Here is a 21,979-nt window from a genome sequence, read left to right as displayed (position 1 = left end):
TCTCTTTGGTGACTTTCTCTTGGCGACGCAAGAGAAAGTTACTGCGCCGCCGGGCGCACATCCCGGCCTCCGCCCTCCATCAAGCCACGCAGTCCAAACAAACACCAGGCAGCCACCAAGCCCCGTGCTACCGTCCCCACCATGCTAGCCACCGCCCTCATCAGCACATTCACCATCCTCATCATCCTCGGCCTGCTCGCTGCCCTCTTCCTCGCCCTGCGCGATGCCATGCGCAAAAGCAAAAGCAAGGCCACAGAGAACCCGCCCCCACCCAAGCCCCCTCACCCCCTCGAATGGCTCCTGTACCTGCTCCTCGCCCTCATGTTCGCAGGCATCGGTGCCTGGCACCTCGCACACCCCGATGAACTCATGGGCGGCGGCAAATGGGTGACCGTGGTGCTGGGCCTGGCCTACCTGGCCCTGGGCAAATACGGCCCCGGCATCACCGCACTGGCCGTGGCCGCCGGGTTCTTCGCGGTCTGCATCCAGCGACTGCGCGCGCAGGACTGAAGAGAAGAAGAAGAGTAAGCGCTGCGGCCAGCCAGCCAGCCAGCCAGCCAGCCCGGCTTCAATGCGCCACACCCCTGCGTCGCCTGCACCACCCCGTCATCCAACTGCAGCACCCGCTCGGCCCAGCGCCCACCGGCCGAAAAATCCACGCAGAACACATTGCCGCGCTGGCCGTGCCAGGCCAGCGGATGGGTGTTGGCGAACAGGTCGGCATCGCCCTTGCCCACCACGCTGCGGTCGATGGGGAGCAAGCGGCGGCTGAAACAAACGGCTTCCCTGAACTGATTTCGTAACGCTTTGTTTGGCCGACCGGGTGTGGTGATGCGAGTCACCGCTTTTTGCGAGGCTCGGCCATACCATGGCACTTGAGAGGCACCCCTGCTGATCGTAAAAAAACATTTGCCAGATTTCAGGGAGGGGAGGCTGTCACCGTGGCGTGTCCATCGTTCGCTCGTTCGTTCGTCGTTCGTTGCGCACGCACTTTCCGAAGAGGCCAATGCGGGCTTCGGCAGGTTTCACCAATATTTCCAAAGATGGGCTTTCTTATGAGATTCTTTTCGTCTTTTGCAAGACATCACTTGCGATCCATCGCCTCCCGCCACCTGGCGCCTGTGGCCTTCAAAGCCTGGCTGCTGCTCGCCCTGGTGACTGGCGGCATGGGCAGCGTGCACGCCGCCACGGTGGTGCAGATGGCCACGGGCTCAAATAGCTCCGCAGCGGTGCTCAGCGACGGAACGCTGTGGACCTGGGGCAACGGCCGGTATGGGCAGTTGGGCACTGGCTCCACGGTCAGTGCAGACAAGCCCGTGCAGATCGGCAGCGGTTTCGCCCAGGTTGCTGTGGGCGATTTGCACATGGTGGGCCTCAAGACCGATGGCACATTGTGGATGTGGGGTGTTGTGGGGACGGCGAGAGCCCAGGAGCTGGCCGTAACCCAGCCGGTGCAGGTGGGCAGTGGCTTTGCGCAGCTGATGACCTCGGAAACCGCCAGGAAGACAGACGGATCCTTCTGGTACTGGGACAATATGAAAAATCTCTTCAACGGGAATGCCGGTAGCGACGGCATATTGGACCGGGCGCCACCCGGCTACCGGCAAATGGTCAGTGGCCGCAACAACGCGTTGTTCTTGCTGGAAGACGGCGCCATACGGTCTGTTTTTTTGAACGTGTACTCCGGGGACCTGTTCATCAACCCGGGCTGGCAGGGCGGCTACGGCAACGCCGGCCCGGTGGACCGTGGTTTCGTGCAGCTGGCCTTGGGCTCCCGCTCGGCCGCAGGCGTGAAGGAGGATGGAACGCTCTGGCAATGGAAAGAGCGCGAAGCCCCCGTGCTGGTGGGTGGCGGCTATCGCCAGGTCGCCAAAGGTTCCAGCCACACGGTGGCGCTGAAGGCCGATGGCACGGCCTGGGCCTGGGGCTCCAATGACAAGGGCCAACTGGGCAATGGCACCCAAAGCAACACGGAAATCCCGCAACCGCTTGGCGCCGGGTATGCACAGGTCGCGGCATCCTACTCGCACTCCCTGGCACTCACCACCGACGGCACGCTCCTGGCCTGGGGCAACAACGACTATGGGCAACTGGGTGTGGGGCCGGTGGGGCCATCGCAACCGGCGCCGGTGCGCGTGGTGTTCGAGGGCGCGGGTGCATCCGGGCTAGGCACCATGGTGGCCATCGGGACCCGGACCCGCCTGACGCTGACCGCGTACGTGGAGATCCAACCCGAACACCTGGCCACTGGCGCCAAGGGCAACCCCTACCTCGTGGCCATCACGCCCGACGGCACCATGTACACCTACTCGGTGCCCAATTTCGACCGCCTCAATCCGGCCAACCCGCTGGCCTGGGCCGACCGCCTGCAAAACACATCCACCGTCTTGTTTTTGAACCAGGACATGACCCACTTGTCAGGCACCGCGTTTTTCATCGGCTATGGACTGGGTGCAACCACCGCCGAGAGTTTGGGTGAAATGCTCAACAGCCTGCGCTACAAGCGGGTCTACGACATCCAATAGCCGGTAGGTGCAGGTAGATCCCAAGGCAACGCCCGCCCGTACAGGTGGGCGTTTTTTCTGGGCAGCGCTGCAGCAGTGCCACTGCCTGGCAAGGGTGAGATCACTTGCGGCGCCAGCACCGGTGCATCACCGCGAGCACGGCCTTGACTTGGCTGCGTGCTCGCAACCGCCGGGTTCCTGGTGGCCTCCGGCAGCCAGCGGCTTCGCGATGGCGCATGGAAGATGATGCCGCCCTGCGCGCGGCAGGCACCACCGGCTACGGGTTGCCCGGTGTCCCAAATCCCTGCGTGGCCTGCACCACCCCGTCGTCGAACTGCAGCACCCGCTCGGGCCAGCGCAAGGCCGCCAGCTTGAAGTCGTGCCCCACCACCTTGCCCGCCTTGCGCTCGGCCCAGCGCCCACCGGCCGAAAAATCCACGCAGAACACATTGCCGCGCTGGCCGTGCCAGGCCAGCGGGTGGGTGTTGGCAAACAGGTCGGCATCGCCCTTGCCCACCACGCTGCGGTCGATGGGGCGCAGGCGACGCCAGTAGTGGCCCACCACCACCGGCACATCGTCGCTGTAGCTGTTCCACCAGGCCTGGCGCTCGGTAAAGCGCCAGCGCCCACCCGCGAAAAAGGGCGAGCGCCCCGTGCTCTCCACGCCCGAGGTCAGCACCTTGAGCGGGTTGAGCATCTGCTTGTTGGACTCGTTCTCGGCATGCGCATGCAAAAACGGCGGCTGGTGCAGGTTGTTCTCCAGGCCATGCAGCCAGTGCTCCAGCTCCTGGGCCATGCGCTGCTCCAGCGCCGTCTCGCGCGCCTGGCGGCTGGCGGCGCTCTCCCAGTGGTCGTACTCGCTGCGCACCGAGCCCAGGGGCAGCAGGCGCGCGGCCTCGATCTGCACGTCCTGCCAGGCGGCGTGCACCACGCGCAGGTCATCGCGCTCCAGCGCGATGGGCAGCACCGACAGAAACTCCACGATGGAGCGGCGCTGCGCCGGTGTGGGCCGCGCCGAGGGGGCGTACTTGTCGTGGTCGCGCACCATGCGCGCGTCGAAGAACCAGCCCGACCCGTCCTTGGCATCCTCGCGCAGCAAATTGATCTCGTGGTTGCCCAGCACCGCCACCGCCCGGCCCGCCTGCACCAGGCGCTGCGCCAGGCCCAGCACCGCCGGGCTGTCCGGCCCGCGGTCGCAGAAATCGCCCACGAAGACCAGGGTGCGCCCCTGGGCATGGCCGCCCTCGGCGTCGTAGCCCAGGTGCCCGAGCAACTGCACCAAGGCGTCGTACTCGCCGTGGATGTCGCCCACGATGTCGAGCGGGCCGGGGGGCAGAGGTTGGATCAGGCTCATGGGGGCAACGGGCTCCTGGGGAGTTGTCGTCAAAAGGGGGGTCGGTCATGCCGCTGTGGCAACAATGCCGTCAGCATACCCGCCCGCAATGCGCCCTGGCGCCAGGCAGGCGCCGGCATGCCCTGGGTTGGGGCCGCAGCATCCCCCATAATCGCCGCCCATGCCCCTGGACCGCTGGACCGACCAAGCCCTCTTCTTCGCCTACCGCTGGGCCGACTACGCGCTGCTGAACCTCATGGACGACCCTGCCCTGCTGGCGCTGGTGTTCTGCTGAGGGCAGGCCAGGCCATTCACTCCCACTGCAGCCAGACCCAGGCGCACAGTGCCACACCCACGCCCCACAGCAGCCAGGTGCGGGTAACGAGGTAGGGGTAGAACATCAGCGCCACGCCGCTCCAGGTCAGCGCGGGCCGCGCCTGCCGGCGCCCGCGGCGCCACACCACCCAGCCGATAAGGCCGAAGACCAGCGCACCGATGAGGTAGGCCGGGCTGGGCAGCTGCAGGCCCAGGCCCTGCAGCAGTTCGAGTTCGTTCATGGTGGGCACCTTGCCGTCCACAGCGGTGGCCGGCTGCAGGTAAGAGTGCGCCAGCACGCAAAAAGTTGCCCTGGCCTGTCAGAGGTCCACCACCAGCCGCCCCGTCAGCGCGCGCGAGCAGCATGGCAGGAACTGGTCGTTGCGCAATTGCTCCTCGGCCGAGAGGTACATGTCGCGGTGGTCCGGCACGCCCGACACCACCCCCATGAGGCAGGTGCCGCACACGCCCTGCGCGCACGAGGTGGGCACGGCCACGCCGGCGGCGGCCAGGGCCTCGGTGGCGCTGCAGCCGGCCGGCACATCCACCACACGGCCCGAGCGGGCCAGCACCAGCTCGAAGGCCGCATCGCCATGGCTGCGCAGCAGCTGCGGCGCCGCGAACAGCTCCACGTGCACACGCTCGCCCGCCCAGCCCTGCGCGGCAGCGGCCGACTGCACGGCCTGCACGAAGCGCGCGGGGCCGCAGGCATACACATGGGTGCCCGCTGCGGCCTGCGCCAGCAACTGGCCGATGTCCATGCGCGCCGGCACCTCGCTCCCGCTGCTGCAGTACAGGTGCGAGCGCTCCGCCAGGCCCGGTGCCGCCAAGGCCCCCAGCAGCGCCGCGCGCTCGCGCTCCTGCACCGCATAGTGCAGCGCGAAGTGCTTGCCATCGCCCGCCTGCACCAGTTGCTGCGCCATGCAGAGGATGGGCGTGATGCCGATGCCCCCGGCCAGCAGCAAATGGTGGCTGGCGCCCTCGGCCAGCGCGAACAGGTTGCGCGGGCGGCCGATGCGCAGCACGTCACCTTCCTGCACGGCATCGTGCAGCGCGCGCGATCCGCCGCGCGACGCGGGCTCGCGCAGCACGCAGATCAGGTAGCGCCAAAGCTCGTGCGGCGCGCTGCAGATCGAGTAGGGCCGCACCATGGCGCCGGGCAGGTGCACGTCCACATGCGCCCCCGCGCTGAAGGCCGGCAGCGCATCCCCGTGCGGGTGCACCAGCTCGAAGGCCTCGATGCCGCGCGCCTCGGGCCAGCGGCGGGCCACCCGCACGGCAAGGGTGTTCATCTCGGCGGCGGCAGTCATTCGCCTTCCAGGAAATTGCCGGCGTCGAAAACGACGGGGGGCGCATCGGGATCGAAGCCCACCCCCGCCGGATCTTCCCCGCGCTGCACCTTGTCCACCTGCTGCTGCAGCAGGCGGCGCAGCATGACGATGCCGCGGTCGCTGGTGGCAAGGTGCTCTTCGGAATGGTGGGCGATGGCGCCCTGGCTCACCATGGCCTCGTAGTCGCCGGGCATGGCGCGGTGCTCTTGCTCGGTCAGTTCCTCCCACAGCTTGCCGTTCATGCGCGAACGCATGCGCGCCAGCTCACCCACCTCGGCCACGCGGCCCACCACGTAGATGCGAAAGTGGTGGTCGTCGATGGGCAGCACCCAGCCCAGCGATTCCACGCGCCCGTAGCGCCCCAGCCGGGGGCTCGGTATCACGCGCAGCGTGGGCAGGCCGGCCTGGCTGATGCGGCGGAAGGTGCGGCCGTCCGGCAGGGTGCGCAGCGAGGTGGTGCGCACGCCCAGGGGCACGGTGTCCCAGGTCACCTTGGGCATCTCGGCCATCTGCTCGACGAACTGCGTGCCGCTGAAGGTCGAATGCAGCACCACCACGTGGAAAGGGTCCACCAGGTTCTCGTAGTGCTGCAGCCAGTTGCACGGCACGATGGCCGGGCCGCCGCCGCCGATGCTGGCGTCGTTGGCCTCCAGCAGCTCGCCCGCGTCCAGCCGCTCCAGCGCGTCGTAGCGCGGCAGCACCGGCTTCTTGTCGGCGGGGCCCAGGTAGGCCCATACCAGGCCGTACTGCTCCTGCACGGGGTACCAGGGCTGGCGCACCTTGCCGCGTGCGCGGCCCATCTCGGGCTCGCAGGGCTGCTCCACGCAGTGGCCCTCCACATCGAACAGCCAGCCGTGGTAGCAGCAGCGGATGCCGCGCTCCTCCACCTTGCCGTAGTACAGCGACGTGCCCCGGTGCGCGCAGTGCGGGTACACCAGGCCGGGCCGGCCGGTCTTGTCGCGAAACAGGATCAGGTCTTCCCCCAGCACACGCACCTGGCGCGGCGTGTCAGTGGCGTCGGCCGCCAGACCGATGGGGTGCCAGTAGCGGCGCAGCAGTTCGCCCATGGGCGTGCCCGCGCCCACCTGGGCCAGCGTGAGGTTGGAGGTCGGCGCAGGCAGGCCATAGGCCGTGCCGGTGTCGACGGCGATGGGGATCACCTTGTGTTGTACGGTGCCGGGGTTCATGCAGTGAATTCCTTGTTGTCCGAAATCAGTCGAGGGTCACGCCCGCCGCTTTGATGAGTTCTGCCACCCGCGGGTAGTCGGCCGCATAGCTGGCCTTGAACTGCGCCGCCGTGTTGCCCAGGGGCTCGAAGCCGAAGCTCGCCAGCTTCTCGCGCACCTCGGGCGTCCTGGTGATCTCGCGCAGCGCGTCGTTCCACTTCTGCAGCACGGCGGGCGGCGTCTTCGCAGGGGCGTACACGCCGATCCAGCTGTCCAGGTCGAACCCGGCGAAGCCCTGCTCCGCAAAGGTCTTGACCTCCGGAAGCGAAGACACGCGCCCGCTGGCCGCGATGCCCAGCACCTTCATGCGCCCGCCCTGCGCCTGGGCCCGCGCCGTGGCCGGGTTGGCCCAGGCAAAGTCCAGCTGGCCGCCAAACAGGTCGTTGTGCGCCGCGGCCTCGGCCTTGTAGGGCACGTGGATCAATTCCGCCCCCGTCTGGCGCTTGAGCAGCTCGCCCATGAGGTGCGCGGCCGAGCCATTGCCCCAGGTGCCGTAGGTCAGGTTCTTCTTCTGCTTGGCGAACGCCACGAACTCCGGCAGGTTGCTATAGGGCGCATCGGCGCGCGCCACCAGCATCGGCCCGCCCAGCGCAAGCTGCGAGATGGGCTCGAAGTCCTTCACCGGGTCGTACGGCAGCTTGGGCTGCAGGATGGCGTTGTTGATGTGCGTGAGCGGCAGCGTCAGCATCACCGTATGCCCGTCCGGCGCGGCCTTGGCCACCGCATCGGCGGCAATGATGCCGCTGGCGCCCGGCTTGGCGTCCACGATGATGCTCTGCCCCCAGCGCTGCTGCAGCTTGTCGGCATACACGCGCGCAATCGCATCGATGGGCCCGCCCGCCGTGCCGAAGGGCACGATGCGGATCACCCGCGAGGGAAAGGCGTTCGCGTTCGCCTGTGCGGTGGCCTGCGCCCATGCCGCGCCGCCGGGCAGCGCCAAGGCCGCGCCCAGGGCCAGCACGGTTCGCCTGCGCACGCGCAGTCCTGCATTCTTGGTCATGTCTTGTCTCCGTTGTCGTTCATCGTTGGTGCCCGGCGCAATCCGCATCGCGCATCGCCTGGGGTACCGTTACGATAGGAGACAAGCCGACATGGATCAATTCAAACGTTTGGATAGCTGATATGGGCCAGTCTGATATCCGGGGCCTGGACCTGCCCATGCTGCGCACCTTCGATGCGCTGCTGCGCGAGGGCAGCGTGTCGCGCGCGGCCGCGCGCCTGTTCCTGAGCCAGCCGGCGGTGAGCGCATCGCTCAAGCGCCTGCGCGAGGTCTTTGGCGACCCGCTGTTCACGCGCACCAGCCACGGCATCGTGCCCACGCCGCGCGCGCTGGCCCTGGCGCCGCGCGTGGAGGCCGTGCTGCACGAGATGCACAAGCTCATGAGCCTGGAGCAGGCCTTCGACCCGGCCACGTCCGACCGCATCCTGCGCATCACCGGCAGCGACCATACCTGCCGCGTGATGCTGCCGCTGTTGTGCGCCGAGCTCTCGCGGCGCGGCTCGCGCATGCGCCTGTCGTGGGAGCTGGCCGACTACGGCCGCCTCACCGAGCGCTTGCGCAAGGGCGACGTGGACGTGGGCCTGCACCCGCGCCTGTCGCCTGCCAGCGGGGTCGAATCCACGCTGCTCTACGACGACAGCTACGTGGCCGTGGGGCGCCACGGCCACCCGGCCCTGGCCGCGCCCATGGGGCTCGATGCCTTCTGCACCGCGCCCCACGTGGTGCTGGGGCAGACCCGCTCCGTACTCGACGACACCGTGGACCAGGCCCTGGCCCGCAAAGGCCGCCAGCGCCTGGTGCAGGCCGCCGTGGCCACCTTCAGCCAGATGGTGGAGCTGATGTGCGGCGACAAGCACAGCGCCCTGATCGCCGTGTTCCCGCAGCGCGTGGCCCGGCACTACGCCGCCCAGCTCGCCAGCACCGCCCTGCCCGTGGAGCTGCCCGACTACCGCCTCTACGTCTGCTGGGCCGAGCGCTCCAATGCCGACCCCGCCGTGCTCTGGCTCAAGGACGAGATCCTGCAGCACGGCCACGCCATGGGCAAGGCCTGACAGATCTCGCCGCCCAGAAGGTGTGATGCATCCGGCGTCTCCGGGCAGGCCGCCACAATGGGTGCGATTCAGGCGCAAAGCGCAGCCATGGCCCGGGCCATGGCGAGCATTTGCTTTCGACGGGTGTGCGTGTCTTGGCGGCATCAGCGCGCATGTCGGCTTCGTTCATACCTGCTCAGCTGTCGGGCGTGATCTTCGCCTCGCGGATCAGCCGGGCCCAGCGCGCCTGCTCGGCCCGCATGAAACTGCCCAGGCGCTCCGGCGTGCCGCCGCTGTCCTCTGCGCCGATCTCGGCCAGCTTGGCCTGCAGGTCGGCCGATGCCAGGACCTGGTTCACGTCGGCATTCATGCGCTGCACCAGGGCCGCCGGCATGGCCGCGGGCGCGGCCAGCGCAAACCAGATGCTCGCGTCGAAGCCGGCAAAGCCTTTTTCGGCCAGGGTCGGCAGCTCGGCAAAGCCCTTGGCCCGCTGCAGGCGGGTGGTGGCCAGGCCCTGCAGCTTGCCCGCCTTGAGGTAAGGCGTGGCCGTGGTCATGCCCTCGAAGCAGGCATCGATCTGCCCGCCCAGCAGGTCCGTGACCATGGGCGCCGACCCTTTGTAGGGAACGTGCAGCACCTCGATCCCGGCGCGCCGGCGCAGCTCCTCCATCGCCAGGTGCTGGGCGGAGCCCGTGCCGGCCGAGCCAAAGCTCACCCGCCCGGGCTGCTGGCGGCAGCGCTCGATCAAGGCTTCCAGGCTGCGCAGGCCCTTGTCGGGCTTGCACATAACCACCATCGGCGTGGCGCCCACCATGGTGATCGGCGCGAAGTCCTTTTCTGCGGAATAGCCGAGCTTGGGGTACAGCCCGGGCGCGATGCCGTTGCTGCTGATGTGGGCCAGCAGCAAGGTGTTGCCATCGCCCGGCTGCTTGGCCACGTAGTCTGCGGCAAGGGTGCCGGACACACCGGCGCGATTCTCCACGATCACCGTGCGGCCCCACAGCACCTGCAGCTTCTGCGCCAGCAGGCGCGCCAGGATGTCGGTGCCGCCCCCGGGCGGAAAACCCACGACCAGCTTGATGGGCCCGGACGGAAGTGTTGCGGCGGCGGCGGCGGTGGCCGGGCCTGCGGGGGCTGCGACGGCGCCCAGCACGGGCAGGCCCGCTGCTGCTGCCGTTGCGGCCATCAGCCATTGGCGGCGGTTGCTTTGCATGGTGTTTGTCTCCTTGTCGGTATTGTTGTCGTGAATGGGGCCGCCTATGCCGCGGCCAGGGCCTCGGTCCGCGGCATCGCAAAGCCCAGCGCGTCGAGCCGCTGCGCCAGCGCCTGCGCCTGGTCCGGCGCCAGTGCCACCAGCGGCGGGCGCACCTGTGCCCAGCTGGCATCGCCCGTCGCCCGGGCCAGGGCCCACTTCATCGCGGCGATGATGGGAAAGGCCTGGAAGGCCGCACGCACGGCGTCCAGTTGCGCCTGCTGCGCGTCGGCGTCCGGCGCCTGCCAGCTGCGGTACAGCCGCGCAATGGCCGCGGGGTTGACATTGCCCGTGGCCGTGATGCAGCCCGCGCCACCGCCGCGCAGGGTGGACAGCAACAGCGTCTCGTTGCCCGCAAACACATCGAAGCCCGCGGGCTGGAACTCGCGCAGCAGCAGTGCTGTGTTGCCGGCATCGCCCGAGCTGTCCTTGATGCCCGCCACCACGCCGGGGTAGGCCTTGAGCAGGCGCTCGATCAGCGCCGGGCCGATGCCTACCTGCGCCACCGGAGGTATGTGGTACAGGTACACGCGCAGCCGCGCATCGGCCACCTCCTCGATCACACGGGCGAAGTAGGCGAACAGCCCCTCGTCGCCCGTGCCCTTGTAGTAGAACGGCGGCAGCACCAGCACCCCGGCGCAGCCCAGCTGCACGGCATGGCGCGTCAGTTCCACCGTCTCGGGGATCGCGCAGGTGCCGGTGCCCGGCATCAGGCGCTGGCCTGGTATGCCGCCGGCCGCCAGGTGGTCGAGCAGCTGGCGCTTTTCCACGAGCGACAGCGAATTGCCTTCCGAGTTGGTGCCAAAGACTGCCAGCCCCACGTCCTGCGACAACAGCCAGCGGCAGTGGTCCAGCAGGCGCGCGGGCGATGGCGCGCCGTTGGCCCCGAAGGGCGTGACCACGGGCGACAGCACGCCCTGCAGGCGCGGCGCGCCGCTCACAGCGCGCTCCCGTCGATGCGCGTCCAGCGGGCGTGGCGCGCAATCTCCTGCTCGTCGAAGTCGAAGCCCAGGCCCGGGGTGGTGTGCAGCGTGATCTGGCCGTTGCGCTGCCCGAGCTGGCGGTCGATCAGGCGCCGGAAGTTCAGCACCTGGTCGTCCCAGAAGAACTCCACATAGCGCGCATTGGGCGTGGCCGCCACCAGCGGTGCATGCACGTCGTGGAACCAGTGCGGGCACATCACCACGCCATGGCTGGCCGCGTTGGCCGCAATGCGCCGCCATTCGGTGATGCCGCCGCACACCACGGCATCGGTCTGCAGGATGGCGGCGGCCTGCTTTTCCAGCAGCGCCTGGTGGTACCAGCGGCCATAGCCGATCTCCGCCGTAGCCACCGGCACGCGCGTGGCGCGCGCCAGCCGCGCATGGTTGTCGATGTCGTCGGGCGAGAACGGCTCCTCGATGAAGTATGGGCGGTAGGGCTCGAAGCGCTGCATGTACTGCAGTGCTTGCGTCACATCGGTCCAGCCGTTGTTGCAGTCCATCATCAGCTCCACGTCCGGCCCCACGGCCTCGCGGGCCGCGCGCAAGCGCGCTTCTTCCTCGGCCGGGGACAGGCGCCCGGTCTTCATCTTCACCGCCTGGAAGCCCATGGCCACGTAGCTGGCCATCTCCTCGCCCAGGTGCTGCGGCGTCTTGCCGTCGAGGTAGTAGCCGCCGCTGGCATAGCCGGGCACCGTGTCCAGCGCGTTGGCGCCCAGGTAGCGGTGCAGGGGCAGGCCCACGCTGCGTGCGTTCAGGTCCCACAGCGCGGTGTCCAGCGCGCTGATGGCGCGCATCACCGTGCCGGCGCGGCCGTGCAGCAGCGCCTCCTGGTACATCTGCGCCCACAGCCCCTCCACCTCGTGCGAGTCGCGGCCGATCAGCACCTTGGCCAGCAGGTCCTCCACGGCCACGGTGAACAGCCGGCCCGCGGCGCTGCCGACATAGCAAAAGCCGATGCCCGAGAGCCCGTCGTCGGAGCGGACACGGACCAGGCCGTAGTGGCGCGCGCTCACGGTACGGCGCGCGAAGGAGGTGACACGGTCCAGCGGCAGGGCAACGGCGCAGACTTCGATGGATTGGATACGGGGCATAGGGATTGAATCGGATGAAAGCCAAGGGAGACTTCATTCTGGGCAGCTGACACCATCGGTTCAAGCACGCTCAGGCATAATCAAAAGATGCAAAAAGCATTTTCTTGATGTGCTTGCGTTCCCTATGGACACCCAGTTTCTGCACACCTTCAGCCGCGTCGTCGAACTGGGTTCGATGGCCGCCGCCGCGCGCGAGCTCAACCTCACGCCCGCCACGGTGGCGCAGCGCGTGCACGCGCTGGAGGTCGACCTGGGCAGCCGCCTCATCGGGCGCACGGGCCGCACCGTCAAGCCCACCGCCGCCGGCCTGCGCGTGATGGAGCGCGCGCCCGCCGTGCTGCGCGAGGTGCGCGACCTGCGCTCCGTGGCCAGCGCCACGCGCCTGCCTGCCGGGCCGCTCAAGCTGGGCACCACGCCCGTCGGCATGACGGGCATGCTCCCGCCCATCCTGCGCACCTGGACAAAGCGCCACGAGGACATCGAGATCTACATCGAGCCGGCCCCCACCACCCAGCTGTACACGCGCGTCCTCAATGGCGAGCTCGACGCCGCGCTGCTCGTGCACCCGCTGTTCGAGCTGCCCAAGGTGTGCGAATGGCGCCTGCTGCGGCGCGAAAAGCTGGTGCTCGTCACCGCGCGCGAGCTGAAGGTCAAGGACGTGCTGCAGACCCTGGCGGCCGAGCCCTTCATCCTGTACGACCGCAAGGTGGTGGGCGGGCGCCTGGCCGACGGCTACCTGCGCGCCCACGGCATACGGCCGCGCGTGCGCTTCGAGCTCGACGGCATCGACGCCATCGCCAAGCTCGTGGCCGAGGGCCTGGGCATTTCGGTGCTGCCCGACTGGGCGGTCATCGGGCCGGTGGACCCGCGGCTGCGCAAGCACCCCCTGCCCGGTACCTCACCCGAACGCGAAGTGGGCCTGCTGTGGCTGCGCGGGGCCGTGCGCGCAGCGCTGGCGCAGGAGTTCCACGGCGTGGCGCAGGAGCACTTTTCGGCCTGATCCACGGGACCGCGGGCCGGGACTCATGCCCGCTGCGGCTGCGCTGCCTGCACCCACGCCCGCGGCCCCTGCCCCACCACCTGCGTGAACGCGCGCGAGAACGATGACGCACTGGCATAGCCGAGCTGGTCCGCCGCGGCCTTGACCGGGGTGCCCTGGCGCAGCAGGGTCTGCGCAATGGCCATGCGCCACTGGGCCAGGTAGTCCGCCGGGGGCTGGCCCACGTGGGTGCGAAAGGCCGCGGCGAACGCGCTGCGCGACATGCCGGCCTGTGCGGCCATGGTGTCCAGCGTCCAGTCGGCCTCGGGCCGCTCGTGCAAGGCCACCAGGGTGCGCGCCAGGCGCGGCTCGGCCAGGCCGGTGAGCAGGCCGGCGGGCAGCTCGGTCTCGCCCGTGTGGTCCAGCAACCAGCGCAGCAGCTGGATCACGAGCACTTCGAACAGGCGGTCGGCCAGCAGGCGCTGGCCGCAGCGCAGGCGCTCGGTCTCGGCGAACAGCAACGCCAGCGTATGTTCCAGGCCGTCCACCTCGCGCAGCGGCAGGGCCAGCAGCGGCGGCAGCGCGCGCACCAGCGGGTGGCTGTCGCCGCCCTCGAAGTCCAGCGTGGCGCAGACGAAATCGGCCCCGTCCACCGGCGCGTTGTGGAAGTCGTGCGCCAGCGGCCGCGGGTAGAACAGCAGCGTGGGCTCGTTCACCTGCAGCCGGCGCTTGACGCCGCGTGCGCGGTGCGTGACCTCCATCTCGCCACTGCGCAGCACGTGCAGAAACCCCCGCCCCGGCTGCGCCGCGAAGTGCGTCACGCCGCACAGCGGCCCCGCGTGGAACAGGTGTGCCCGCAGGCGAAAGCGCTCGAGCAGCGCGGACAGCCGGTCGATGGGTTGTGGCAGGGGGGCATTCATGTCGGCAGGGATCAAGCAGGACGAAATGGCATGTTTCAAGGACTCAACGTGCCATATTTTACTGCACAGCGGCGCAAACTTCATTCCACGGTTTCTGCAGCAGCCACCCTCCTGCAGACGCCGCGACAAGCCTCCATCGACACCACACCCCAAGGAAAGTAGCCAGCCATGCGACGCACCTTCTCCCGCAGCAGCCTCCTCCACCGCAGCGCCACCGCGCTGGCCCTGGCGGCCCTGGCCTGCAGCGCCAGCGCCCACGACGCGCACCACCACGGCAAGGCCACCGGCAAGAACGACCCGCACACCGGCGGCATCCGCACCGCGCCGGCGCCCAAGGTCAAGCCGGCCTTCGACATCTTCCACACCCGCATCAGCACCGAGGGCAACACCGCCATCTTCCACGTGGCTGTGTCGGGCAAGGCCGGTGCCACCAAGCCCGCCAGGTCGGGCAAGCTGGCCGGCAGCGCGGTGTTCTCGTACGTCTGGCCGACCACGCTGGACCCGTCCACCGTGGGCTTCGAGCCCAAGGCCGGCATCCTGGCCTTTGCCGTGACCTCGCACCCCGACTTCGACGACACGCCGCTGTTCGACGAGAACGGCGACGGCAACCCCGCCAACGACGGCGATGTGTGGCACTCGCACTGGGTGGTGCTGCAGCCCGACGATGCCTGCGGCAAGGGCAATTTGAAGGTGGTGGACATCCCCGAAGGCGCCAAGCCCCGGCTGCCCAAGACCTGGCCCGGCCTGCCCATCCTGATCGACAGCCCCGGCTGGCACCCGCACTTCAGCGGCCAGACGCTGGAGGTGAAGGTGCCCTTCGACGACATCGGCGCCGTGCAGGCCGCCTCGTTCGATGGCGTGGCCGCCGTGCTACGCGTGAACGCCAGCGTGCATGCGCCGCTGCTGTGCGTGCCCGATGTGATGAAGGTCGCCTCGGGCGACCTGTCACTCCCCGGCAAAGTGAACCGCTGAATTCCCTGCTCCTTCCCCAACCCCAACCAACCCCAACCAACCCTGACCAAGGAACCATCACCATGAACCGCATCCCCCTGATCGACCGCGCATCCGCCCCCGCCAGCGTCGCCGGCACGCTCGACGCCATCCACGGCGCCTTCGGCGCCACGCCCAACATGTTCCGCACGGTGGCCCAGTCGCCCGCCGCGCTGAACGCCATGTGGGGCTTCTTCGGTGCGCTGGGCAGCGGCAGCATCGACGCGCAACTCGGCGAGAAGATCGCCGTGGCCGTGGCCAACCGCAACGACTGCCATTACTGCCTGGCCGCGCACACCGCCCTGGGCCGCAAGGCCGGCGCCAGCGCCGCCGAGATGGGCGCCGCGCAGACCGGCCAGTCCGACGACCCACGCACCGCCGCCGCCCTGGCCTTTGCCCTGAAGCTCGTGGAAGCCCGCGGCCAGGTGTCCGAAGCCGACGTGCAGGCCCTGCGCAGCGCCGGCTTCAGCGACGGCCAGGCGGTCGAGATCGTCGCCCACGTAGCGCTCAACCTGTTCACCAACTATGTGAACGTGGCCTTCGCGGTGCCGGTGGACTTTCCTTCCGTAGCGCTCAAGCGCTGAAAGGCCTGGCCATGGACTACGCACCCGAGTTGGAGATTGCGCAATGGCTCAACACCGATGCGCCGATCACGCTGCAAGGCCTGCGCGGCAAGGTGGTGGTGATCCACGCCTTCCAGATGCTCTGCCCCGGCTGCGTGGCCCATGGCCTGCCCCAGGCTGCTGCCGTCCACGCCATGTTCGACGCGCGCGACGTGGCCGTGCTGGGGCTGCACTCGGTGTTCGAGCACCATGCGGTGATGACGCCGCAGGCGCTCGAAGCCTTCGTGCACGAGTACCGGCTCCCCTTTCCCATCGGCATCGACAGGCCGGATGCCAGTGGGCCGCTTCCGCGCACCATGCAGGCCTATGATTTGCGCGGTACGCCCAGCCTGTTGCTGATTGATCGCAGGGGGCGCTTGAGGCTGAACCACTTCGGTCGCATCGATGACATGCGTGTGGGGGCTCTCGTGGCGCAGCTGGTGGCCGAGCCGGGGGCCGTAGCCCGGGCCGGGATGGCTTCGGGCGAGACTACGCCTGCTGCTGGCGAGGTTCATGCGGGGGGCGCGGTCTGTGATGCCAATGGCTGCGTGGTGTCTGGTTGAGCGTCTGCAGGGGAGCGATGGATTGCGATGGCTCTGCGCTTGTTGGCGGCGTGCTTTTGCAAAGGGCGGGGGCCGGGATGTGCGCCCGGCGGCGCAGTAACTTTCTCTTGCGTCGTGTCGCCAAAAGAAAGAAGGCAAAGAAAAGGCGACCCCGCTGCCCGTGTCCCCCTCGCACTGCGTACGAGGGGGCAGCCTGCGATGCTCGAAGCTGGGGTGCGCCTCGCAACTCACTGCGTTCCCCCTTCGGGCGAACTCCGTTCAGACATCTGCGGCGAGTCAGATGACGAAGCGCGTGTGTCCTTCGGCACACGCGCCACCCCAGCTTCTGTGCTTCTCGGCACGGTCAGAAGGGGTGGGGACCGGGGTCAGAGACGGCTGCTGCTTCGCAGCTGCGCCGGGTGTCGGAGACGCGCGCGCTGCGCGCTGCCGACGTGCTGGGCGATCGCCCTGGCGAGCCGAGCGCAGCGAAGGACCACAGGCCGAGCGAAGCAATGGCCCGTATGGAGCCCGCTCCCCACCCCTTCTGACCGTGCCGAGAAGCGCAGGGCCTGGGGTGAGCGCGTGCCGCAGGACACGCGCATCGTTGTCTGGCTTGCCGAAGCTGTTTGAGCGGAGTTCGAAGAACGCAGCGAGTTCTGCGGCACACCCCAGGACCGAGCATCGCAGGCTGCCCCCAGCGCCCGATAGGGCGATGGGGGACACGGGCAGCGGGGTCGCCTTCTCTTTGGTGACTTTCTCTTGGCGACGCAAGAGAAAGTTACTGCGCCGCCGGGCGCACATCCCGGCCTCCGCACTCAACACAACAGCAGAAGCAACCACCACCAACAGCACAGACACGCAGCCCCTGCCCCCAAGGCGCCTCACCCGCGCCCTGCGTGCAGCCACCTGCCGCAGCTGCACGCCGCGAACCATGCGGACTGCTTCATCGAGTACGAGGCGCCCATATTGCGCGCGCTGGAAGACATGCGCTGGTGATCAGGGCCGAGCCAGGTCAGCGCGGCGTATGGCAATTGCCCGCAGCGATGGCCGCGGTGACCGCAGTCTCCAGGCTGGCCACATTCGGGAAGGCCGATGGCACTGCCGTGTCCTCCAGCAGGCACAGGTGGTTGGCCTTGCGCACCAGCACGACGGGGGTGAAGACTGCGGGGTTCAACAGGCCACCCGGAAAGGTCTGGCGTTGGCCCCAGAAGGCCGCCAGGCCCGCGCCGGTCTCGGTGCGTTGCTGCTCGAACCAGAACGTGCCGCTCAGCGGGCCCGCGATCGCGATGCCCACGCCCTCGCATTGGGCGTTGCGGTAGTTCACCGTGCCCACGCCCGCCGCCAGCGGGCCGTTGGTCGGGGTGTTGAAGCTCCACAGGGTGCGCACGCTGCCATCGGCCGAGGGCCGGCACCGGTCCTGCTCCCACATGCCATCCGCCAGGGTGGCCAGCGGCGCACACCGCACCGCCACCGTGTCCACCGTGGCGGCCGCCACGGTGCTGGCACCATTGCGCACCACGCAGCCAGCGCCGGCAGGTGCCGTCTTCACCGCCACGGCGTAGGTGCTGCCATCCGCCAGGGGCCTGGCGAACGTGAAGGCGCCATTGGCAGCCACGGCCACCTCTTCGCCACTGCCAGTGGCCAGGACCACGGTCTGGCCGCTGACCAGGCCGCCCACGCTGCCACCCAGCGTGTAGCTGGCACGGTCGTCGCCGCCACCACAGGCCGCCAGGCCCGCGAGGGCCATCACGGCCGCGAGGTGCTTGAGTCTTGGGGTTCTTCTGGTTGTCGAATGCATGCGATCTTCTCCTGTTGTGTGTTGTATTTCGCAGTAGGGCTGTGCCCCAGGCAATGATGGCCCAACACCTGTTGAACAGGCGGGCCGCCAGGCCGCAAAACCGTGGCCATTGACCTTTGCTTACGAAAAACACAGCACCAACGCGCCAGCGCCGCTACATGGTCAGGTGCGGGGTGGTCTGGCGGGAGGTACAGGGGTTGGTGGCATGCCTGGCGCGCCCCACACGCGCCGCCCCTGCAGTGGCGGCTGCCGGGGGGCAGGTTCAGGACTTGGGGGCCGCCACCGGCGTGGGAGCGGTGCGGGTGCGGCAGCCGCCAAGCAGCTTACTCGGCAGCCTTGGCAGACTTGCCCGTGCCACGCGGCTTGCGCGCGCGCGGGGCCGCTGCTTTGGCAGGTGCAGGTGCAGCAGCCTCGGGCTCTGCCGCGGTCGGCTCGGCAGCGGGCGCGTCAGCGGCCTTGCGGCTGCTGGGGCTCTTCTTGCGCGGCGCCGGGGCCGCACGGCGGCTGCGCGGTGCCGGGCGGGTGGTATCCACCCCATCGTCCGCGTCCGCAGGCTCCGTCACCCCGGCGGGTGGTGCACCGGCAGGCTCGTCGGCGTCGGCGTCAAAGGCAGGCTGCGCAGCCAGATCTTCATGTTCCTCGGTCGCCACGGGTTCGTAAGAAGGTGCCGGCGCGGCCGCCTGCTGGCGGAAGTAGCGGCTGACCACCGGCTCGGCCTGCGGCGCGTCGTCGTGCACCTCGGCAGCGCCCGGTGCGGCATGGGCTTCCGACGCGAGCAGGTCCTGCTGGCCATCCACCTGTTGCGGTGCCGCGCCGCGTGCCGAACCCTCACCCCGGCTGCGCCCACGGCCGCGGCCACCCCGGCCACCACCGCCATCGGACGCATCCGGCAGCGCCGCCACGGCATGGAAATCATGGCGCTGGCTGCTGCTGTTGTTGCTGTTGTTGCTGCTGTTGCTGTTGTTGTTGCTGTGGTTGCCCTGCCGCTCGGCGGGCGCCGCATCGGCTGGCACCTGGCCACCGGCCGCAGCGCCCATGCCGCGAAACACATAGGCGCCCGAGCGCTCATCGCGGCCAAACTCCAGCAGCCCCCGCGCCTGCGCCTCTTCGAGCAGGTTACCGAAGGTGCGAAAACCGAAGTAGCTCTCGCTGAAATCGGGCCGGCGGCGCTTGATCGCCTCCTTGAGCACCGAAGCCCAGATCTTGCCGCTGTCGCCGCGCTCGGAGGTCAGGTCCTCGAAGGTCTCCACCGCCAGCTCCACGCCCTGGGTGCGGCGTGCGTCCTGCTTTTCCTTGCGCTGGCGCTCTTCCTCGGGCGAGCGGCGCGGTGCCGCAGGCGCCGCCGTGGCGCCGGAGCCCTGGCCCTGGCGCCGGGCCAGCGTGCGCTGCTTCTCGCGCACCAGGTCGTCGTAGAAGATGAACTCGTCGCAGTTGGCGATCAACAGGTCCGAGGTGGACTGCTTCACACCCACGCCGATCACCTGCTTGTTGTTCTCGCGCAGCTTGGAGACCAGGGGCGAGAAGTCCGAATCGCCGCTGATGATGACGAAGGTGTCCACGTGCGACTTGGTGTAGCACAGGTCCAGCGCATCCACCACCAGGCGGATGTCGGCCGAGTTCTTGCCCGACTGGCGCACGTGCGGGATCTCGATCAGCTCGAAGTTCGCCTCATGCATCGCCGCCTTGAAGCCCTTGTAGCGCTCCCAGTCGCAATAGGCCTTCTTGACCACGATGGAGCCCTTGAGCAGCAGGCGCTCCAGCACCGGCTTGATGTCGAATTTTTCATATTGCGCATCGCGCACGCCCAGGGCGACGTTTTCAAAGTCGCAAAACAGGGCCATGCTGATGCTGTTGTCGGAAGGGGATGCCATGGGAGTGAGTCCGTTCTAGTGCAGGTGCGATCATCACATGGAATGGGAATGCGGCCTCTGAACAACCCTGCCGCAGGCCGTCTTGCCCGGCCTGGCCACCCAGCGCCGGCACCGGGCAATCCGCAGAAAGCTACTTGCGCCTGGCAGCCTTGCGGCCCCGGGCCTCGGCGGCCGCCAACTCCTCGCCGGTGAGCACGTAGTCCGGCGTGTCCGCCAGACGCTGCACGGCCAGCTCGATGAAGGCACGCACCCGCAGGGGCTGCGCCGACCGGCTGCCGTAGTAGACGAATGCGCTCGACTGGTCATCCACATGGTCCGTGAGCAAGGGGACCAGCCGCCCGGCGCGAATGTGGGTCGCAGCGGCAACCCCCGACAGCAGGCCCAGCACATGGCCTGCAAGCACCGCGTCGGTCTCCAGCACCTCGTCGTTCACGCACAGCGCGGGCAGCATGGGCTGCTCGACCACGCTGTCGGCCACCTTCATGCGCCAGGGCATCACCCGGCCAGTGCCCGGGCTGCGGAACACGCTGCAGCGGTGGTTGGTCAGGGCGCCCAGGTTGTCGGGGGCGCCATGGCGGCGCAGGTAGGCCGGCGAGGCGCAGACGATGAGCTGCAGCGGGAACAGCCTGCGCGCCACCACGCCTTCGGCTGCCGAGCGGCCGATGCGAAAACCCACATCCACGCGGTCCTCCACCCAGTTGCCGATGCGGTCATCGAGTTGCACGTCGGGCTGCACTTCGGGGTGGCGGGTGCAGAACTCGTCGAGCAGCGACCACAGCACGGGCGCGAACACCGAGCGCGGCCCCACGATGCGCAGCGGCCCGCCGATCTCGTCCTTGGCGCGGCGCGTGATCTCCAGCGCCCGCTGCAGCCCGGCCAGCGGCGGCAGCGCGGCCTCCAGGAACTGGCGGCCCTCGTCGGTGAGCGACATGCTGCGCGTGGTGCGATGGAACAGGCGCACGCCCAGGTGCTGCTCGAGCTGCACCAGGGCCTGGCTCGCGGCCTGGGGGGTGATGCCCTGCGCCGCCGCGGCCTTGCGCAGGCTGCCCAGCTCGGCCGTGCGGGCAAAGGTCGTGATCGAGCGCAGTTCGTTGATGGGCATGGGGCCATTATCAAGCGCAACTTGCCAATCCTTCAAGGCGGTGGGGGCTAGTCCCTGCAGGCCCTGGCTCCTACAGTGCCTGCATGGCCAGCGCACCGTGCCGCCCTGCTGCGGCTCCTGCCGGCACCGAACACCCCTCCCCCTTCTGCATGAACAAGGACCTTCTGTGATGAAACAACTCGCGTCCGCGGTCACGGCCCTGTCGCTGGCCGCCTCCGTCCTCGCGCAGGCCGACCAGGGGCTGCGCATCACCCGGCACGGCAGCCAGCCCTCGGCCCCCGGCCCGGCCCAGAACTTCACCGGCAGCGTGCGCGTGGACACGCCCTTCAGCGCCGATGCGCCTGGCCGTGTCGGCGGTGCCCTGGTCACCTTCGAGCCCGGCGCGCGCACCGCCTGGCACACCCACCCGCTGGGCCAGACACTCATCGTGACGCAAGGCGTGGGGCTGGTGCAGCGCTGGGGCGGCCCGGTGCAGGAGATACGCCCCGGTGACGTGGTCTGGATACCGCCTCACGAAAAGCACTGGCACGGCGCCACGCCCGGCATCGCCATGGCCCATGTGGCCATTGCCGAGCAGCTCGATGGCAAGGCCGTGGAGTGGATGGAAAAAGTGTCCGATGCGCAGTACGGCCCTGCGCGCGCAACGCCGGCGAAAGGCCCCCAATGAGCAAGCCATTGCACAAGGCATCGATCCGCTGGCTCGCCGGTGCCCGCCTGTCCATCCTGGTCGCGGCACTGGGCCCAGCCTGCGCGCTGGCGCAGCCGGCATCGCCCCCACCACCAACGCAGGCACCGGAGCCCACGGCCGCCCAGCGGCTCATGGGCGACATCAACCCCAAGCTCGCCGAGCTCACCGACAAGGTGCTGTTCGGCGACGTCTGGGCCCGTCCGGGCCTGTCGCCGCGCGACCGCAGCCTGGTCACCGTCAGCGCCCTCATCGCCATGAACCGGCCCGACCAGCTGCGCTCCCATCTTCAGCGCGCCAGGGACAACGACGTGACCGAGGCCGAGCTGATCGAGGCCATCACCCACCTGGCGTTCTACGCCGGCTGGCCCAGCGCGGTGACCGCCAGCACCGTCGCGCGCGAAGTGTTCCAGAAGAAATGATG

The 21,979-nt window shown here is 68.9% G+C and carries 21 protein-coding genes; 9 read left to right on the top strand and 12 right to left on the bottom strand.

Annotated features, from left to right (window positions below; all coding sequences use genetic code 11):
• Positions 1 to 141: 141 nt before the first annotated feature.
• Both AC07PA_RS22895 and AC07PA_RS22890 read left to right on the top strand, forming a co-directional pair.
• Positions 142 to 510: a hypothetical protein gene (locus AC07PA_RS22895; protein WP_494606269.1), complete on the top strand. Its 369-nt coding sequence runs from the start codon at positions 142 to 144 to the stop codon at positions 508 to 510.
• A gap of 611 nt (positions 511 to 1,121) precedes the next feature.
• Positions 1,122 to 2,525: an RCC1 domain-containing protein gene (locus AC07PA_RS22890; protein WP_494606272.1), complete on the top strand. Its 1,404-nt coding sequence runs from the start codon at positions 1,122 to 1,124 to the stop codon at positions 2,523 to 2,525.
• Positions 2,526 to 2,781: 256 nt separating this feature from the next.
• Here the strand turns inward: AC07PA_RS22890 and AC07PA_RS22885 are convergent, their stop codons facing one another.
• The 5 genes from AC07PA_RS22885 to AC07PA_RS22865 form a co-directional block, all read right to left on the bottom strand.
• On the bottom strand, positions 2,782 to 3,858 hold the full coding sequence (locus AC07PA_RS22885) for a metallophosphoesterase (RefSeq protein ID WP_494606274.1): 1,077 nt from the start codon (positions 3,856 to 3,858) through the stop codon (positions 2,782 to 2,784).
• A 290-nt stretch (positions 3,859 to 4,148) separates the two neighbouring features.
• The gene (locus AC07PA_RS22880; RefSeq protein WP_494606276.1) at positions 4,149 to 4,451 is read right to left on the bottom strand and encodes a hypothetical protein; all 303 of its coding nucleotides are present in this window, start codon (positions 4,449 to 4,451) and stop codon (positions 4,149 to 4,151) included.
• A gap of 21 nt (positions 4,452 to 4,472) precedes the next feature.
• Positions 4,473 to 5,462: a PDR/VanB family oxidoreductase gene (locus AC07PA_RS22875; protein ID WP_494606278.1), complete on the bottom strand. Its 990-nt coding sequence runs from the start codon at positions 5,460 to 5,462 to the stop codon at positions 4,473 to 4,475.
• Positions 5,459 to 6,670, bottom strand: coding sequence for a Rieske 2Fe-2S domain-containing protein (locus AC07PA_RS22870; protein WP_494606280.1), 1,212 nt, complete (start codon positions 6,668 to 6,670; stop codon positions 5,459 to 5,461). Before AC07PA_RS22870 ends, AC07PA_RS22875 begins: the two co-directional genes overlap by 4 nt.
• A 25-nt stretch (positions 6,671 to 6,695) precedes the next feature.
• Positions 6,696 to 7,709: a Bug family tripartite tricarboxylate transporter substrate binding protein gene (locus AC07PA_RS22865; protein ID WP_494606282.1), complete on the bottom strand. Its 1,014-nt coding sequence runs from the start codon at positions 7,707 to 7,709 to the stop codon at positions 6,696 to 6,698.
• A 122-nt stretch (positions 7,710 to 7,831) separates the two neighbouring features.
• Here AC07PA_RS22865 and AC07PA_RS22860 point away from each other — a divergent pair, with 122 nt between their 5' ends.
• Positions 7,832 to 8,761, top strand: coding sequence for a LysR family transcriptional regulator (locus tag AC07PA_RS22860; RefSeq protein ID WP_494655392.1), 930 nt, complete (start codon positions 7,832 to 7,834; stop codon positions 8,759 to 8,761).
• 175 nt (positions 8,762 to 8,936) lie between these two features.
• On the opposite strand, the gene AC07PA_RS22855 is transcribed toward AC07PA_RS22860, so the two are convergent.
• From AC07PA_RS22855 to AC07PA_RS22845, 3 genes are read right to left on the bottom strand one after another with little or no spacing between them, the layout of a single operon-like run.
• Positions 8,937 to 9,953, bottom strand: coding sequence for a Bug family tripartite tricarboxylate transporter substrate binding protein (locus AC07PA_RS22855; RefSeq protein ID WP_494606286.1), 1,017 nt, complete (start codon positions 9,951 to 9,953; stop codon positions 8,937 to 8,939).
• Positions 9,954 to 9,997: 44 nt separating this feature from the next.
• On the bottom strand, positions 9,998 to 10,933 hold the full coding sequence (locus tag AC07PA_RS22850; RefSeq protein WP_494606288.1) for a dihydrodipicolinate synthase family protein: 936 nt from the start codon (positions 10,931 to 10,933) through the stop codon (positions 9,998 to 10,000).
• Positions 10,930 to 12,066, bottom strand: coding sequence for a mandelate racemase/muconate lactonizing enzyme family protein (locus AC07PA_RS22845; RefSeq protein WP_494606290.1), 1,137 nt, complete (start codon positions 12,064 to 12,066; stop codon positions 10,930 to 10,932). Before AC07PA_RS22845 ends, AC07PA_RS22850 begins: the two co-directional genes overlap by 4 nt.
• 124 nt (positions 12,067 to 12,190) lie before the next feature.
• Here AC07PA_RS22845 and AC07PA_RS22840 point away from each other — a divergent pair, with 124 nt between their 5' ends.
• Positions 12,191 to 13,066 (top strand): LysR family transcriptional regulator, encoded by an 876-nt coding sequence (locus AC07PA_RS22840; protein ID WP_007856784.1) that lies wholly within the window; start codon positions 12,191 to 12,193, stop codon positions 13,064 to 13,066.
• A 23-nt stretch (positions 13,067 to 13,089) separates the two neighbouring features.
• On the opposite strand, the gene AC07PA_RS22835 is transcribed toward AC07PA_RS22840, so the two are convergent.
• The gene (locus AC07PA_RS22835; protein ID WP_494606293.1) at positions 13,090 to 13,965 is read right to left on the bottom strand and encodes an AraC family transcriptional regulator; all 876 of its coding nucleotides are present in this window, start codon (positions 13,963 to 13,965) and stop codon (positions 13,090 to 13,092) included.
• Positions 13,966 to 14,133: 168 nt separating this feature from the next.
• On the opposite strand from AC07PA_RS22835, the gene AC07PA_RS22830 reads away from it, so the two are divergent.
• From AC07PA_RS22830 to AC07PA_RS22820, 3 genes are all read left to right on the top strand, one after another.
• Positions 14,134 to 14,937 (top strand): hypothetical protein, encoded by an 804-nt coding sequence (locus AC07PA_RS22830; protein WP_494606295.1) that lies wholly within the window; start codon positions 14,134 to 14,136, stop codon positions 14,935 to 14,937.
• A 62-nt stretch (positions 14,938 to 14,999) separates the two neighbouring features.
• The gene (locus AC07PA_RS22825; RefSeq protein WP_494606297.1) at positions 15,000 to 15,539 is read left to right on the top strand and encodes a carboxymuconolactone decarboxylase family protein; all 540 of its coding nucleotides are present in this window, start codon (positions 15,000 to 15,002) and stop codon (positions 15,537 to 15,539) included.
• 11 nt (positions 15,540 to 15,550) lie between these two features.
• Entirely contained in the window at positions 15,551 to 16,120 is a 570-nt protein-coding gene (locus tag AC07PA_RS22820) for a peroxiredoxin family protein (RefSeq protein WP_494606299.1), read from the top strand.
• A gap of 991 nt (positions 16,121 to 17,111) precedes the next feature.
• Here AC07PA_RS22820 and AC07PA_RS22815 read toward each other — a convergent pair.
• The 3 genes from AC07PA_RS22815 to AC07PA_RS22805 all read right to left on the bottom strand — a co-directional run bounded on the left by AC07PA_RS22815 (position 17,112) and on the right by AC07PA_RS22805 (position 20,870).
• Entirely contained in the window at positions 17,112 to 17,897 is a 786-nt protein-coding gene (locus tag AC07PA_RS22815) for a hypothetical protein (protein WP_494606301.1), read from the bottom strand.
• A 323-nt stretch (positions 17,898 to 18,220) separates the two neighbouring features.
• Positions 18,221 to 19,768 (bottom strand): NYN domain-containing protein, encoded by a 1,548-nt coding sequence (locus AC07PA_RS22810; RefSeq protein ID WP_007856777.1) that lies wholly within the window; start codon positions 19,766 to 19,768, stop codon positions 18,221 to 18,223.
• A gap of 130 nt (positions 19,769 to 19,898) precedes the next feature.
• Entirely contained in the window at positions 19,899 to 20,870 is a 972-nt protein-coding gene (locus AC07PA_RS22805; protein WP_494606303.1) for a LysR family transcriptional regulator, read from the bottom strand.
• A 169-nt stretch (positions 20,871 to 21,039) separates the two neighbouring features.
• Here AC07PA_RS22805 and AC07PA_RS22800 point away from each other — a divergent pair, with 169 nt between their 5' ends.
• Together AC07PA_RS22800 and AC07PA_RS22795 are read left to right on the top strand one after the other, a co-directional pair.
• Positions 21,040 to 21,537 carry a (R)-mandelonitrile lyase gene (locus AC07PA_RS22800; RefSeq protein ID WP_494606304.1) on the top strand — a complete coding sequence of 166 codons (498 nt, stop codon included), beginning with the start codon at positions 21,040 to 21,042 and terminating at the stop codon, positions 21,535 to 21,537.
• Entirely contained in the window at positions 21,534 to 21,977 is a 444-nt protein-coding gene (locus AC07PA_RS22795) for a carboxymuconolactone decarboxylase family protein (protein WP_494606305.1), read from the top strand. Before AC07PA_RS22800 ends, AC07PA_RS22795 begins: the two co-directional genes overlap by 4 nt.
• The last annotated feature ends 2 nt before the right edge of the window (positions 21,978 to 21,979 follow it).

This window comes from Acidovorax sp. GW821-FHT09B03 (genome assembly GCF_059418305.1).
This window is presented reverse-complemented; position numbering and strand designations above follow the sequence as displayed.

What these genes read in the sequence shown, in the direction of transcription:
- AC07PA_RS22795 (WP_494606305.1), top strand. Translation starts at nt 21,534, where the DNA reads ATGAGCAAGCCATTGCACAAGGCATCGATCCGCTGGCTCGCCGGTGCC.
- AC07PA_RS22860 (WP_494655392.1), top strand. Translation starts at nt 7,832, where the DNA reads ATGGGCCAGTCTGATATCCGGGGCCTGGACCTGCCCATGCTGCGCACC.
- AC07PA_RS22870 (WP_494606280.1), bottom strand. Translation starts at nt 6,670, where the DNA reads ATGAACCCCGGCACCGTACAACACAAGGTGATCCCCATCGCCGTCGAC.
- AC07PA_RS22805 (WP_494606303.1), bottom strand. Translation starts at nt 20,870, where the DNA reads ATGCCCATCAACGAACTGCGCTCGATCACGACCTTTGCCCGCACGGCC.
- AC07PA_RS22800 (WP_494606304.1), top strand. Translation starts at nt 21,040, where the DNA reads ATGAAACAACTCGCGTCCGCGGTCACGGCCCTGTCGCTGGCCGCCTCC.
- AC07PA_RS22845 (WP_494606290.1), bottom strand. Translation starts at nt 12,066, where the DNA reads ATGCCCCGTATCCAATCCATCGAAGTCTGCGCCGTTGCCCTGCCGCTG.
- AC07PA_RS22865 (WP_494606282.1), bottom strand. Translation starts at nt 7,709, where the DNA reads ATGACCAAGAATGCAGGACTGCGCGTGCGCAGGCGAACCGTGCTGGCC.
- AC07PA_RS22815 (WP_494606301.1), bottom strand. Translation starts at nt 17,897, where the DNA reads ATGCATTCGACAACCAGAAGAACCCCAAGACTCAAGCACCTCGCGGCC.
- AC07PA_RS22820 (WP_494606299.1), top strand. Translation starts at nt 15,551, where the DNA reads ATGGACTACGCACCCGAGTTGGAGATTGCGCAATGGCTCAACACCGAT.
- AC07PA_RS22840 (WP_007856784.1), top strand. Translation starts at nt 12,191, where the DNA reads ATGGACACCCAGTTTCTGCACACCTTCAGCCGCGTCGTCGAACTGGGT.
- AC07PA_RS22885 (WP_494606274.1), bottom strand. Translation starts at nt 3,858, where the DNA reads ATGAGCCTGATCCAACCTCTGCCCCCCGGCCCGCTCGACATCGTGGGC.
- AC07PA_RS22895 (WP_494606269.1), top strand. Translation starts at nt 142, where the DNA reads ATGCTAGCCACCGCCCTCATCAGCACATTCACCATCCTCATCATCCTC.
- AC07PA_RS22825 (WP_494606297.1), top strand. Translation starts at nt 15,000, where the DNA reads ATGAACCGCATCCCCCTGATCGACCGCGCATCCGCCCCCGCCAGCGTC.
- AC07PA_RS22810 (WP_007856777.1), bottom strand. Translation starts at nt 19,768, where the DNA reads ATGGCATCCCCTTCCGACAACAGCATCAGCATGGCCCTGTTTTGCGAC.
- AC07PA_RS22855 (WP_494606286.1), bottom strand. Translation starts at nt 9,953, where the DNA reads ATGCAAAGCAACCGCCGCCAATGGCTGATGGCCGCAACGGCAGCAGCA.
- AC07PA_RS22835 (WP_494606293.1), bottom strand. Translation starts at nt 13,965, where the DNA reads ATGAATGCCCCCCTGCCACAACCCATCGACCGGCTGTCCGCGCTGCTC.
- AC07PA_RS22830 (WP_494606295.1), top strand. Translation starts at nt 14,134, where the DNA reads ATGCGACGCACCTTCTCCCGCAGCAGCCTCCTCCACCGCAGCGCCACC.
- AC07PA_RS22875 (WP_494606278.1), bottom strand. Translation starts at nt 5,462, where the DNA reads ATGACTGCCGCCGCCGAGATGAACACCCTTGCCGTGCGGGTGGCCCGC.